Below are 13,119 nucleotides of genomic sequence, written 5' to 3' on the forward strand. Positions count from 1 at the left end.
ACCCATGACCGACCCCACCCTGAACCCCGACCTGCGCAGCTGGGTCGCCTCGGCCAACGCCGACGACGCCGACTTCCCGATCCAGAACCTGCCCTACGGGCGCTTCCGTCGGCGCGGCGAACGCGGCGACGGCGACTGGCGCATCGGCATCGCCATCGGCGACCAGGTGCTGGACCTGCGCCGTGCCGCCGCCGCGCACGACTGGCCGGCGGCCGTCCAGCCGCTGCTGCAGCCGCTGGCGGCCGGCGACCTCAACGCCTTCATGGCGCTGCCCGCGGCCCGCCGTGCGCCCCTGCGGCTGGCCCTGAGCGAGGCCCTGCGCGACGGCAGCCCGCTGCAGGCCACGCTGGCGCCCTGCCTGCTGCCGCAGGCCGAGGCCGAGATGGGCCTGCCCTGCCGTATCGGCGACTACACCGACTTCTACACCGGCATCCACCACGCCACCAGCGTCGGCAAGCTGTTCCGGCCCGATGCGCCGCTGTTGCCCAACTACCGGTGGGTGCCCATCGGCTACCACGGCCGGGCGTCGTCCATCCTGCCCAGCGGCCGCGCCTTCCGCCGGCCCAAGGGCCAGCTCAAGCCGGCGGATGCCGAGGTGCCGGTGCTGGCCCCGAGCCAGCGGCTGGACTACGAACTGGAGCTGGCGGTCTTCGTCGGCGCGCCCAATGCGCTGGGCGAGCCGGTGGCCATGGCCGAGGCGGAGGCGCATGTCTTCGGCCTGGGCCTGTTCAACGACTGGAGCGCGCGCGACATCCAGGCCTGGGAGTACCAGCCGCTGGGGCCCTTCCTGTCCAAGAGCTTCGCCAGCACGCTGTCGCCGTGGGTCGTGCCGCTGGAGGCGCTGGCCCCCCTTCCGCGTGCCCTTCACCCGGCCGGCCGGCGACCCCGAGCCGCTGCCCTACCTCGACGGCGAGGCCAACCGACGCCAGGGCGCCATCGACCTCCGGCTCGAGGTGCTGCTGCAGACCGCCGCCATGCGCGAGCAGGGCCTGCCGGCGGTGACCCTGAGCCGCTCCAACTTCACCGACGCGTACTGGACGCTGGCGCAGCTGGTGGCGCACCACACCATCAACGGCTGCAACCTGCAGAGCGGCGACCTGCTCGGCACCGGCACCCTGTCCGGCCCCGCGCCCGAGCAGGCCGGCTCGATGCTGGAGCTGAGCCGCGGCGGCAAGCAGCCCATCGCGCTGCCCACCGGCGAGACGCGCACCTTCCTGGCGGACGGCGACAGCGTGACGCTGCGCGGCTGGTGCGAACGCCCCGGCGCACGGCGCATCGGCTTCGGCGCCTGCACGGGGACCGTGCTGCCGGCGGCCTGACGGCCTGCGCCTCCAGGCCGGCCGGACTCGCGGGTCGTCCCGTGCCATCCGCATGGCACAGACAACGCCGCCCGCGCTGCCTACAGTGGGTCCCTCGCGGCCGACGACGGGCACGGGCGGACGACGGGCCGCCGGTGCTCGACATCAACGCCCGCCGCCTCGGCGACCACCGCACTGCGCACCGGCAAGGCCATGACCCAGAGCACCCTCAGCAGCAGCAATGGCAAGATCACCAGGAGCCGCCACGTCGACACGCCCTTCGTGCGCAACTGCTGGTACGTGATCGCCTGGTCGCACGAAGTGCCGGACGGCGGGCTCTTCAGCCGCACGGTGATCGGCGAGCCCGTCCTGCTCATGCGGCGCGCCGACGGCCGCCTCACCGCCCTGCTCGACCGCTGCAGCCACCGGCTGGCGCCGCTGTCGATCGGCCAGCGCGAGGGCGACACCGTGCGCTGCGCCTACCACGGCATCCGGTTCGACGCCACCGGCCGCTGCCTGGAGGTGCCGGGCACCGAGCGCGTGCCGCCCGGCCTCGACCTCAAGACCTACCCGGTGGTCGAGCACCGGCGCTGGATCTTCGTCTGGATGGGCGATCCCGCGCTCGCCGACACCGCCCTGCTGCCCGACAACCATTCCAACGACTCGCCGGACTGGGTGAACCAGCCGGGGTACATGCACTACGAGGTGCCCTACCTGCTGATCTGCGACAACCTGCTGGACTTCTCGCACCTGAGCTATGTGCACGCGACGACGCTGGGCGGTTCGACCGAGATCGCCCGGGCCCGCCAGCACAACGAGCCGGTGCGCGTGGGCGACCGTCAGGTGGGCGTGCGCATCACCCGCGAGGTCAAGGGCGTGCCCGCGTCGCCCTACTGGCACAGCTTCCGGCCAGGGCTGGCGGGCGACTACCGGCGATGGTTCCACTACGACTTCGTGCTGCCCGGCGTCCTGCTGATGGACTCCGGCGGCCATCCGATGGACGCGCCCGACGACGTGGCGCGCACGGTGCGGATGCACAGTTGCCAGGCGGTGACGCCGGAAACCGAGACCAGCAGCCACTACTTCTTCCAGCAGTCCTGCCAGCGCCAGGACTTCGAGCGCGCGGCGGAGACGCCGCAGCGCATGCACGAGGTGCTGCTCAAGGCCTTCGTCGAAGACCGCGACATGATCACCGCGCAGTACCGGGCCATCCTGGCCACGCCGGACCTGCCGATGCGCCCCGTCGCGCTGGACGCCGCGCTGGGCCAGTTCCGCGCGCTGGTCGAGCGCCTGGCGCAGGCGGAGGCACGCTGAGCCGCCGGGCGGCGGCCGAGCGGCGGCCCTGCGCGATGGTCAGGGCCGCACCTCGAAGTCCAGCAGTTCGACGCCCTCGTCCACCTGCTCGCCCGCGACGAAGCGGAAGGCGCTGACCACGCCCTTCGCCGGCGCCTGCAGGGTGTGCTCCATCTTCATCGCCTCCATCACCAGCAGCGGCGTGCCGGCCTCCACCGCGGCGCCCTCGGCCACCAGCAGCGCAATCACCTTGCCCGGCATCGGCGCCCTCAGGCCGCGGGCGACGTCATCTTCCGCGCCGTCGCCGTCGCCGGCGTGCACCGGTGCCAGCACCCAGACCCGGCCGTCGAGGAAGACGTGCCAGCGACCGTCGGCGCCGGCCACCGCGGTGGCGGCGCGCCGGCGGCCGTGCGGCAGCGCCTCGTCCACCGCCAGCGTTCGCACGACCTCGCCATGGCGCAGCGTCACCGGCCGCGGCGCGCGGCCGTTCGGCCGCCAGCCGTCGAGCAGCCGCCAGGGTGAATCGGGCCCGTCGCCGGCGGCGTCGGCGGCGGCCAGCGTGCACCGGTCCTCGCGCTGCCGCTCGGCCTGCGCGGCCAGCCGCCACACGTCCTCGGGCGGGTCCTGCGGGGGCGGGAAGAGCCGCCCGTGCTCGCGCTCGATCAACGCGGTGTCGAGGTCGGCGTCGGCAAAGGACGGCGTCGCCACCAGCCGCGACAGGAACCCGACGTTGTTCGCCACGCCCACCACCTGCACCTCGGCCAGCGCACGGCGCAGGCGCGCCAGCGCGCGCGCCCGGTCGTGGTCCCAGACGACGAGCTTGGCGATCATCGGGTCGTAGTGGGGCGTGATCTCGTCGCCGCACTCGACCCCGCTGTCCACCCGCACGTGGGCCGAGTCCGCCGGCAGGGCCAGGTGCGTCAGCCGGCCGGTGGAGGGCAGGAAGCCCTTGTCGGGGTCCTCGGCGTACAGCCGGGCCTCGATGGCATGACCGGTCAGCGACAGCTGCTCCTGCCGCAGCGGCAGGGGCTCGCCGGCGGCCACGCGCAGCTGCCACTCGACCAGGTCCAGCCCGGTGACCAGCTCGGTGACCGGGTGCTCCACCTGCAGCCGGGTGTTCATCTCCATGAAGTAGAAGCGGCCGTCGGGCTGCGCGATGAACTCGACGGTGCCGGCGCCGACGTAGCCCACCGCCCGGGCCGCGTCCACCGCGGCGCGGCCCATGGCGGCGCGGCGTTCGGGGGTCATGCCGGGTGCGGGCGCTTCCTCCAGCACCTTCTGGTGGCGGCGCTGCACCGAGCAGTCGCGCTCGAACAGGTGGACGCATCCGCCCTGGCGGTCGCCGAAGACCTGCACCTCGATGTGCCGCGGCCGCAGCACGTACTGCTCGATGAGCACCTGGTCGTCGCCGAAGGCGTTCAGCGCCTCGCGCCGGCACGACAGCAGCGCGGCCTCGAAGTCGGCTGGGGCGTCGACGCGGCGCATGCCCTTGCCGCCCCCGCCGGCGCTGGCCTTGATCAGCACCGGGTAGCCGATGCGGTCGGCCTGTGCCGCGAGGAAACCGGCGTCCTGCTTGTCGCCGTGGTAGCCCGGCGTCAGCGGCACGCCGGCCGCCGCCATCAGCGCCTTGGCGGCCGACTTGCTGCCCATGGCCCGGATGGCCGAGGCCGGCGGGCCGATGAAGACGAGGCCGGCGCGCTCGCAGGCGTCGGCGAAGTCGGCGTTCTCGGACAGGAAGCCGTAGCCCGGGTGAATCGCCTGCGCGCCGGTCTGCCTCGCCGCCGCGAGGATGCGATCGCCCACCAGGTACGACGCGCGCGCAGGCGCCGGGCCGATGCACACCGCCTCGTCGGCCAGGCGCACGTGGCGGGCGTTGGCGTCGGCTTCGGAATGCACGGCGACGGTGGCGATGCCGAGGCGCCGCGCGGTGCGGACGACGCGGCAGGCGATCTCCCCGCGGTTGGCGATGAGGACCTTGCCGAACATCGTCAGTCCCTCCACGACGGCTTGCGCTTGCCGAGGAAGGCGGCCAGGCCCTCGCGCGCCTCGGGGGTGGCGCGCAGGCGGGCGATGCGCTGCGCCGTGTCCTCCACCAGCGCGTCGTCCACCGGCCGGTGGGCCACCGCGCGGATCAGCTCGGTGGACGCGCGCTGCGCCAGCGGGCCGCCGGCCAGCAGCGCGTCGACCAGCGACTGCACGGCGGCGTCGAGCGCGTCCGGCGCCGCCACCTCGTGCGCCAGCCCCAGCGCATGCGCGCGCTGCGCGTCGATGCGCTCGCCGGTCTGGAAGTAGCGATGCGCCTGCCGCTCGCCGATGGCCCGCAGCACGTAGGGACCGATGGCCGAGGGGATGAGGCCCAGGCGCACCTCGGAGGTGGCGAACTGCGCCTCGGTGGAGGCGACGCAGAGGTCGCAGGCCGCCGCCAGCCCGAGGCCGCCGCCGAGCGCGGCGCCGTGCACGCGTGCGATGGTGGGCTGCGGCAGCTCGGCCAGCGTTCGCAGCATCAGCGCCAGCCGGCGCGCATCGGCCAGGTTGTCGTCCGGCGAGGCGGCGCCCAGCCGCTGCATCCAGCCCAGGTCGGCGCCGGCGGAGAAGCTCTTGCCGCGACCGGCCAGCACCAGCACGCGCACGCCGGGGTCGGCGGCCAGCGACCGGAAGGCGGCCGTCAGCTCGGCGATCAAGCCTTCGTCGAAGGCGTTGTGCACCGTCGGCCTGGCCATCCACAGCCAGGCCACCGGGCCGCGGCGTTCGATCTCCAACGTGGTGAAGTGCATGGCGTTCACGGTGGCAGAAGGCACGGGCACGTCGGCCTCACATCCTGAAGACGCCGAACGTCGTCGGCTCGATCGGCGCGTTCAACGCGGCCGAGAGCGACAGGCCCAGCAGGCGGCGCGACTGCGCCGGGTCGACCACGCCGTCGTCCCACAGCCGGGCGGTGGCGTAGTACGGATGGCCCTGGTGTTCGTACTGCGCGCGGATGGGCGCCTTGAAGGCGGCCTCGTCCTCGGCGCTCCACTGCCCGCCGCGGGCCTCGATGCCGTCGCGCTTGACGGCGGCCAGCACGCCGGCGGCCTGGTCGCCGCCCATGACGCTGATGCGCGCGTTGGGCCACATCCACAGGAAGCGCGGCGAAAAGGCGCGGCCGCACATGCCGTAGTTGCCCGCGCCGAAGCTGCCGCCGATCAGCAGCGTGAGCTTGGGCACCTGCGCGGTGGCCACCGCGGTGACCATCTTGGCGCCGTCCTTGGCGATGCCGCCGCTTTCGTACTTGCGGCCGACCATGAAGCCGGTGATGTTCTGCAGGAACACCAGCGGCACGCCGCGCTGCGCGCACAGCTCGATGAAGTGCGCGCCCTTCAGCGCCGACTCGGAGAACAGCACGCCGTTGTTGGCGACCAGGCCCACCGGCATGCCGTACAGCCGCGCGAAGCCGGTGACCAGCGTGGCGCCGTAGCGGGCCTTGAACTCGTCGAAGCGCGAGCCGTCGACCACGCGGGCGATGACCTCGCGCACGTCGTAGGGCTTGCGGGGGTCCTGCGGCACGATGCCGTACAGCTCCTCGGGGTCGTACAGCGGGGCTTCGGCGGGCTGCAGCGTCACCGTGACCGGCCGTCGCCGGTTGAGGCGGCCGACGATGCGCCGCGCGATGGCCAGCGCATGCGCGTCGTCCTCGGCCAGGTGGTCGGCCACGCCGGAGACGCGGGTGTGCACGTCGCCGCCACCCAGGTCTTCGGCGCTCACCTCCTCGCCGGTGGCCGCCTTCACCAGCGGCGGCCCGCCGAGGAAGATGGTGCCCTGCCCGCGCACGATGACGGTCTCGTCGCTCATCGCCGGCACGTAGGCGCCGCCGGCGGTGCAGGAGCCCATCACCACCGCCACCTGGGCGATGCCCAGCGAGCTCATCACCGCCTGGTGGTAGAAGATGCGGCCGAAGTGCTCGCGGTCGGGGGAAGACCTCGTCCTGCCGCGGCAGGAAGGCGCCGCCGGAATCGACCAGGTAGATGCAGGGCAGCCGGTTCTGCAGCGCGATCTCCTGCGCGCGCAGGTGCTTCTTCACCGTCATCGGGAAGTAGGTGCCGCCCTTCACCGTGGCGTCGTTGGCCAGCACCATGCAGTCCAGCCCCTGCACCCGGCCGACGCCGGCGATCAGGCCGGCGGCCGGCGCCTGGCCTTCGTACAGGCCGTGCGCGGCCAGCTGGCCGATCTCCAGGAAGGGCGTGCCGGGATCGAGCAGGCGGTCGACCCGTTCGCGCGGCAGCAGCTTGCCGCGGGCGGTGTGGCGCTCGCGGGCCGCGGCGTCGCCACCGAGGGCGGCCTCGGCCACCTTCGCGCGCAGGTCGTCGACCAGCGCGCGCATCGCCTGCGCGTTGGCGCGGAACGGCTCGCCGCGCGGGTCGATGCGCGAGGTCAGCACGGTGCCCATGTCATGCCGTCTCGTTGAACAGCTCGCGGCCGATGAGCATGCGCCGGATCTCCGACGTGCCGGCGCCGATCTCGTACAGCTTGGCGTCGCGCCACAGCCGCCCCGCCGCCACCTCGTTGGTGTAACCCACGCCGCCCAGCGCCTGGATGGTCTCGCCGGCCATCCAGGTGGCCTTCTCGGCCAGGTACAGGATGGCCCCGGCGGCGTCCTTGCGCAGGCTGCGGGCGTGGTCGCGGCGGTCGCAGGCCGCGCCGACGGCGTAGCCGTAGGCCCGGCAGGCCTGCCAGGTGGTGTACAGGTCGGCCAGCTTGCCCTGCATGAGCTGGAACTCGCCGATCGGCTGGCCGAACTGCCGACGCTCGTGCACGTAGGGCAGCACCAGGTCCATGCAGGCGGCCATGATGCCCAGCGGCCCGCCGCAGAGCACCGCCCGCTCGTAGTCCAGCCCGGACATCAGCACCCGCGCGCCGTGGCCGACGCCGCCCAGCACGTTGTCCTCGGGCACCTCGCAGTCCTCGAAGAACACCGGCCAGGTGTTGGAGCCGCGCATGCCCAGCTTGTCCAGCTTGCGGCCGAAGCCGAGGCCCTTGAAGCCCTTCTCGACGATGAAGGCGGTGATGCCCTTCGGGCCGGCGCCGGGGTCGGTCTTGGCGTAGACGACCAGGGTGTCGGCGTCGCCGCCGTTGGTGATCCACATCTTCGAGCCGTTGAGCACGTAGCGGTCGCCCCGGCGGTCGGCGCGCAGCGCCATGCTGACCACGTCGGAGCCGGCGCCCGGCTCGCTCATCGCGAGCGCACCGACGTGCTCGCCGCTGACCAGCCGGGGCAGGTAGCGCCGCTTCTGCGCCTCGCTGCCGTGGCGGTGGAGCTGGTTGATGCAGAGGTTGGAGTGCGCACCGTAGCTCAGGCCCACCGCGGCCGAGGCGCGCGACACCTCCTCCATCGCCACCAGGTGCGCCAGGTAGCCCATCGCGGTGCCGCCATGGGCTTCGGACACCGTCATGCCGTGCAGGCACAGGCCGCCCAGCTTCCGCCAGAGGTCGGCGGGGAACTGGTTGTCGTGGTCGATCTGCGCGGCGCGCGGTGCGATCTCCGCCGCGGCGAAGGCCCGCACCGACTCGCGCAGCATGGCCACGGTGTCGCCGAGGTCGAAGTCAAGGCCGGGGAGGTGGTTCACGGCGGTTCCTCGTCGGGTGGATTGCCGCCGAGCCTAGCGCGGGCCGACGGCGCGGGTGCGCCGAGTTGGTTGCAAATGCTGCCAGCGCTTTGCACACTGCGGCGATGCCTGCCCGCCCCCGCCCCGCGCCCGCGGCCGCCCCGCGCGCGGCGACGCCGATGGCCTTCGTGCGCGCGGTGCTGCTGGCCTACGCCCGCTACGGCGTGCCGCCGCAGGGCGCGCTGGAGGCGGCGCAGGTGTCGCCGTCGCTGCTCGACGATGCGACGGCCTGCATCACCTCCGCGCAGTTCGAGCGGCTGTGCGCGCATGCCATGCAGGAGCTGGACGACGAGGCGCTGGGCTGGTTCTCGCGCCGCCTGCCCTGGGGCAGCTACGGCCTGCTGTGCCGCGCCTCGCTGGGCGCGCCGACGCTGGGGCTGGCGCTCAAGCGCTGGTGCCGCCACCACCGGCTGCTCACCGACGACCTGCACCTGTCGCTGACGGTCGAGGGCGGAGACGCCGTCGTCGCCATCGACGAGCGCGTCGACCTGGCGGCGATGCGCGAGTTCTGCCTGGTCAGCAGCCTGCGCTACCTGCACGGTTATGCCTGCTGGGCCGTCGACTCGCGCATCGCGCTGCGCGAGGTGGCCCTGCCCATCGCCCGGCCGCCACACGGCGCGGTGCACGAGCTCATCTTCCCCGGCCCGGTGCGGCATGGCGCCGCGCGCACGCAGATGCGGCTGGACGCCAGCTACCTCGAGCTGCCGCTGCTGCGCGACGAGGCGGCGCTGGGCGGCATGCTGCAGCACGCGCTGCCGCTGACCGTGCGGCCCTATCGGCGCGACCGGCTGCTGGCCGATTCGGTGCGCCACCTGCTGCGCACCCGCGGCGCCGAACTGCGCACCGCCGAGTCGCTGGCCGCGGCGCTGGGGCAGTCGTCGCGAACGCTGCACCGCCAGCTGGCCGACCAGGGCAGCTCGGTGCAGCGCCTGCGCGACGAGGTCCGCTGCGACCAGGCCCTGCACCTGCTGCACCGCACCGCCAAGCCGGTCAAGCAGGTGGCCGAGGCGGTGGGCTTCAAGGACGAGAAGAGCTTCATCCGCGCCTTCAAGGGCTGGACCGGCCGCTCGCCGGGCGACCTGCGCAGGCGGCGGTCGTCCGGGCCCTGAGACGGCCCGGACGTTCCCCCACCAGGCAAAGAAAAACGGGCCAGACGCTTGAAGCATCTGGCCCGTTCATCCAGAACCAAGATTCTGGCGCGGCTGGCAGGATTCGAACCCACGACCCCTTGGTTCGTAGCCAAGTACTCTATCCAACTGAGCTACAGCCGCTGAGCCCCGGACTATAACACGGCGCCTGCCCGGCCCCGGCTCACAGCTTCTCCTCGCGGAACAGGTCCAGCTTGTCCTGCACCGCGCGGTCGGAGTAGCTGAACAGCACCGCGTCGTCGGTGGCGGTGGCGTGCTGCACCGTCGTCCAGCTCGGCACCACGAACAGGTCGTGCGGCCCCCAGTGGAACACCTGGTCGCCCACGCGGCTGGTGCCGTGGCCTTCGACCACGGTGAACACCGTGCTGTCGGTGGACCGGTAGGGCCGGCTCTCGAAGCCCTTGGGCAGCAGCTGCATGCAGGTGGCGATGGTGGGCATGGCCCAGCCGCCGTTGACCGGGTTGACGTAGCGCATCTTGTGGCCGTGCCACGGGCTGATCTCGCGGAAGCGCGACAGGCGGTCCAGCGCCTCGCGGGTGCGGTCGTACGGGTAGTTGAAGATGGGCGAGGTCAGCGTGCCGTAGTCCTGGTCCACCGGCAGCAGGTTGGTGCCGGCCTCGGCCATGGCCGCGCCCTCGGGCCGGTCCACCGGGTGCACCTTGCCCGGGTAGCCCTCGCGGAAGCTGGCCGCCAGCAGGTTGACGATGTGCATGTCCAGCCCGTCGAGCCAGATCATCGGCTCGCTGCCGACGTTGCCGTGGTCGTGCCAGGTCCACGACGGCGTGATGACGAAGTCGCCCGGCAGCATCATCGTCTTCTCGCCGCCCACCGCGGTGTAGGCGTCGCGGCCCTCGATGATGAAGCGCAGGGCGGAGGCGACGTGCCGGTGCGCCGGCGCCGTCTCGCCGGGCAGGATGATCTGGAAGCCGGCGAACAGGCTCTGCGTGATGCGCGACTGGCCGGGCAGGCCCGGGTTCTCGAACACCAGCACACGGCGCTCGGCCTCCTCGGTGGAGATCTGGTGGCAGGCCTCCATCACGAAGGGCCGCACGTCCTCGTAGCGCCAGTGCGCCGGCACGCAGCGCGGCTGCGGCGTCTCGGTCACCAGGCCGTGCAGCACGCGCCACAGCGGCGCCAGGTGCTGGGAGCGGGCGCGCTCGTAGAAGCCGGCGCGGCCGGCCTCGGCGTCGCGGTTGACGGTGGGGACGAGGCCGGTGCCGTCGTCGGAGGGCGTGGTGGTCGGGGAGTTCATGGACTGCGGTCGTTCGCCTCGGCGAACCCATGCGTTTCAGCGGAACGGCACTGTCGGCGCCGGTGCGGACCGTGTCAACCGAAGGCGAATCGGCCCCGCGGCGCCGGGCCCGGGTCAGTCGATGGACGCCGCTTCGTGCTGGCACTGGCGGGCGCGCTCGGTGTCGCCCTCCTCCAGCGCCAGGTCGGCCAGGCGGCGCCAGGCGCGACGGCGCGCGCGCGGCTGCAGGCCGGGCGACGCGGCGGCCTCGGCCAGCACGCGCCGGGCCTTGCCCCAGAGCTGCCGCTCGGCGTAGACGGTGCCCACCGCGGCCAGCACCGCCGGTTCGTGGTTGAAGGCGGTGGCGGCCGACTCCAGCCGCGGCAGCCAGTCGGCGCCGATGCCCGGCGCGGCGTCGACCAGGCCCAGCGCCACCTGCTCGCGCTCGTCGGCGCCCAGTTCGCCGATGCGGTCCCAGAACGGCCGCAGCCAGCCGCGGGCGTCTTCGAAGGCGGCGAAGCGCGCGGCCCGGTGGGCGGCGCGCGCGGCGACGAAGGCGTCGCGCCGGTCGGCGGCCTCGAAGCCGAGCCAGATGCGGCGCAGCTGGTCGGCGTCGTGCGCCTGGTCCAGCGCCTCGCAGGCCAGCGAGCGCAGCAGGCCCTGCGCCGCCACCCGCGAGAAGCCCTGGTGCTTGGCCAGCAGCCGCGCGGTGCGCAGGGCCTCCTGCGGCTGGCGCGCCAGGCGGGCGGCCTGCAGCTTCAGCCGCAGCGCATGCGTGCGGCGGGCGGCACCGGCGGGCAGTTCGGCCAGCATCTGCAGCGCACGCGGGGCGTCGCGGTCGTCGAGCGCCCATTCGGCGGCCAGCAGCCGCGCGGCCTCGTCGGCGATGCGGCTCACTGGGCCCGGCCGCTTGCCGAGGCGGATGGCCTGGCGCAGCTGCGCGTCGCGGCGCTGGCGGTCCTGCAGGCGGTGGGCGCTGTGGCCGGCCAGCAGGTGCGACAGCACCCGCAGCTCGTGGTCGCCGGACAGCTCCGGCGTGCCGTCCTGGATGGCCAGTGCCCGCGCCGCGGCCTTCTCGGCCCGGGTGTAGCGCGCACCGAAGAACTCGGCCAGCGATTCGCGCAGCGCCCGCTGCGCCGCGCGCTCGCGCGTCAGCAGCCGCCATTCGCGGGCGCGTCGCGGCAGCGTCACCAGCGAGCCGATGCCGTGGATGGCCGACACCAGCACGAAGCAGCTCGCCACCAGGCCGAGCAGGAAGAGGTTGAGCGACAGGTCCAGCCGCCAGCCTCCCCAGTAGAACGTGACCAGCCCGTCGTTGCGGCCGAGGGTCACCGCCGCCACCACCGCGGCGGCGAACAGCAGCACCAGCCAGATGACCGCGCGCATGGGCTGTGCGGGGCTAGCGGCCGGCCGCCGCGGCGGTGATGGCGGCCAGCGTCTCGTCCGCGCGGGGCACGCCCACGGCCTTGGCCTGCGAGCTCACCTGGCGCAGCAGTTCGGCGGTCGACAGCACCCGCCGCGAGCCGCGGTCGAAGTAGCGTTCCAGCGCCACCAGCGCGTCGCGCAGGTCGGCCTGCGCGGTGTCGAAGTGGCGCGACAGCAGCGCGATGCGGGCATCGAGCAGCCGCAGCTTCAGGTTCTCGCGCAGGAACCAGGCCTGCTCGGGCGCGATGAGCATCGCGTCCGGGCTGTCGATGCGGGTGATGCGCAGCAGCGAGCGCGCCTCCTGCCCCACCACGGCGCTGATGAAGCGCCACTGCGCCAGCAGCCAGGCGCCCAGCGGCTGGTCGAGGCTGAGCAGGCCGGGGTTGGGCGGCAGCGGCGGCTCGGCCGCGCTGGCACCGCCGCGGCGTTCGCGCCGGGCTTCGGCGCCGGCCAGCAGCGGCAGCTCGTCGACCAGACGCACTGCCTCGTCCAGCCGCAGGGTCAGCGCGGCCACGTCGGTCAGGCCCACCGCCTTGACCCGGTCCAGGTCCTTGGCGATGGCACGGCGCACGCGCTCCAGCCGCGGCTGGTTGTAGCGCGCCAGCCGCTCGTCGGCCTGGCGCAGCGCGGCCACCGTCGGCTCGGGGCTGCCGGTGATGGCGCTCTGCTGCAGGGCCACGCGCAGCGACGCCTCGACGTCGGCCAGCAGGTTCTCGTCCCGCGAGCGGGACAGCGAGGAGATGAGCTCGTCCAGCTGGGTGCGCTGCACCGCCACCTCGGCCAGCCGCGCCTCCAGCAGGGCCACCTTGGCCGCCGCGTCGCGCGACAGGTCCTGCGCCTGCTTGGCCGCCAGGCGCGCCTCGCCGGCCTGGTCCTGGCTCTCCTGCTGCCGGCGCACCAGCTCCTGCTCCAGCTGCTGCAGCCGCTGGTGCGTCGACCAGGCGACGCCGAGGCCGATCACCGCCAGCAGCGCCACCACGCCGAAGGCCAGCAGCGGCGCCCGGCGGTCGCGCACGGGCACGGCGGCGCCCACGGTGGGCACCGAAGGCGCGGCGGCGGGTGGTGGGGGAATGGGCTCCACGGGG

The 13,119-nt window shown here is 73.8% G+C and carries 8 protein-coding genes, 1 tRNA gene and 2 pseudogenes; 3 read left to right on the forward strand and 8 right to left on the reverse strand.

Annotated elements, in window-relative coordinates:
* Nucleotides 1-4: 4 nt before the first annotated feature.
* Together fahA and LRS07_RS17040 are read left to right on the forward strand one after the other, a co-directional pair.
* A pseudogene (gene fahA, locus LRS07_RS17035) lies at nucleotides 5-1,319 on the forward strand (fumarylacetoacetase).
* 192 nt (nucleotides 1,320-1,511) lie between these two features.
* A complete protein-coding gene (locus LRS07_RS17040; protein WP_260499141.1) occupies nucleotides 1,512-2,612 on the forward strand; it encodes a Rieske 2Fe-2S domain-containing protein in 1,101 nt (366 codons plus the stop codon).
* Nucleotides 2,613-2,651: 39 nt separating this feature from the next.
* On the opposite strand, the gene LRS07_RS17045 is transcribed toward LRS07_RS17040, so the two are convergent.
* The 4 genes and pseudogenes from LRS07_RS17045 to LRS07_RS17060 all read right to left on the reverse strand — a co-directional run bounded on the left by LRS07_RS17045 (nucleotide 2,652) and on the right by LRS07_RS17060 (nucleotide 8,191).
* Nucleotides 2,652-4,577, reverse strand: coding sequence for an acetyl/propionyl/methylcrotonyl-CoA carboxylase subunit alpha (locus LRS07_RS17045; protein WP_260499142.1), 1,926 nt, complete (start codon nucleotides 4,575-4,577; stop codon nucleotides 2,652-2,654).
* A 2-nt stretch (nucleotides 4,578-4,579) separates the two neighbouring features.
* A complete protein-coding gene (locus LRS07_RS17050) occupies nucleotides 4,580-5,365 on the reverse strand; it encodes an enoyl-CoA hydratase/isomerase family protein (RefSeq protein WP_260502149.1) in 786 nt (261 codons plus the stop codon).
* A 37-nt stretch (nucleotides 5,366-5,402) separates the two neighbouring features.
* Nucleotides 5,403-7,014 (reverse strand): annotated as a pseudogene (locus LRS07_RS17055) (carboxyl transferase domain-containing protein).
* A 1-nt stretch (nucleotide 7,015) separates the two neighbouring features.
* The gene (locus LRS07_RS17060; RefSeq protein WP_312028313.1) at nucleotides 7,016-8,191 is read right to left on the reverse strand and encodes an acyl-CoA dehydrogenase family protein; all 1,176 of its coding nucleotides are present in this window, start codon (nucleotides 8,189-8,191) and stop codon (nucleotides 7,016-7,018) included.
* A gap of 104 nt (nucleotides 8,192-8,295) precedes the next feature.
* On the opposite strand from LRS07_RS17060, the gene LRS07_RS17065 reads away from it, so the two are divergent.
* Nucleotides 8,296-9,339: an AraC family transcriptional regulator gene (locus tag LRS07_RS17065; RefSeq protein WP_260499143.1), complete on the forward strand. Its 1,044-nt coding sequence runs from the start codon at nucleotides 8,296-8,298 to the stop codon at nucleotides 9,337-9,339.
* A gap of 85 nt (nucleotides 9,340-9,424) precedes the next feature.
* Here LRS07_RS17065 and LRS07_RS17070 read toward each other — a convergent pair.
* From LRS07_RS17070 to LRS07_RS17085, 4 genes are all read right to left on the reverse strand, one after another.
* Nucleotides 9,425-9,501 (reverse strand) — tRNA-Arg (locus LRS07_RS17070).
* Between the two features lie 40 nt (nucleotides 9,502-9,541).
* A complete protein-coding gene (gtdA, locus tag LRS07_RS17075) occupies nucleotides 9,542-10,630 on the reverse strand; it encodes a gentisate 1,2-dioxygenase (protein ID WP_260499144.1) in 1,089 nt (362 codons plus the stop codon).
* 114 nt (nucleotides 10,631-10,744) lie between these two features.
* Complete coding sequence (locus LRS07_RS17080) at nucleotides 10,745-11,995, reverse strand: heme biosynthesis HemY N-terminal domain-containing protein (protein ID WP_260499145.1); 1,251 nt, start codon at nucleotides 11,993-11,995, stop codon at nucleotides 10,745-10,747.
* A 13-nt stretch (nucleotides 11,996-12,008) separates the two neighbouring features.
* Nucleotides 12,009-13,115, reverse strand: a complete 1,107-nt coding sequence (locus LRS07_RS17085) for a uroporphyrinogen-III C-methyltransferase (RefSeq protein ID WP_260499146.1) — start codon at nucleotides 13,113-13,115, stop codon at nucleotides 12,009-12,011.
* Between the last annotated feature and the right edge of the window lie 4 nt (nucleotides 13,116-13,119).

Origin of the sequence: Aquabacterium sp. J223 (assembly GCF_024666615.1) — a bacterium.
Taxonomy (GTDB): domain Bacteria; phylum Pseudomonadota; class Gammaproteobacteria; order Burkholderiales; family Burkholderiaceae_C; genus J223.

Coding starts and splice junctions, on each gene's coding strand:
- LRS07_RS17040 (WP_260499141.1), top strand. CDS start 1,512: ATGACCCAGAGCACCCTCAGCAGCAGCAATGGCAAGATCACCAGGAGC.
- LRS07_RS17065 (WP_260499143.1), top strand. CDS start 8,296: ATGCCTGCCCGCCCCCGCCCCGCGCCCGCGGCCGCCCCGCGCGCGGCG.
- LRS07_RS17080 (WP_260499145.1), bottom strand. CDS start 11,995: ATGCGCGCGGTCATCTGGCTGGTGCTGCTGTTCGCCGCCGCGGTGGTG.
- LRS07_RS17050 (WP_260502149.1), bottom strand. CDS start 5,365: ATGCACTTCACCACGTTGGAGATCGAACGCCGCGGCCCGGTGGCCTGG.
- LRS07_RS17045 (WP_260499142.1), bottom strand. CDS start 4,577: ATGTTCGGCAAGGTCCTCATCGCCAACCGCGGGGAGATCGCCTGCCGC.
- gtdA (WP_260499144.1), bottom strand. CDS start 10,630: ATGAACTCCCCGACCACCACGCCCTCCGACGACGGCACCGGCCTCGTC.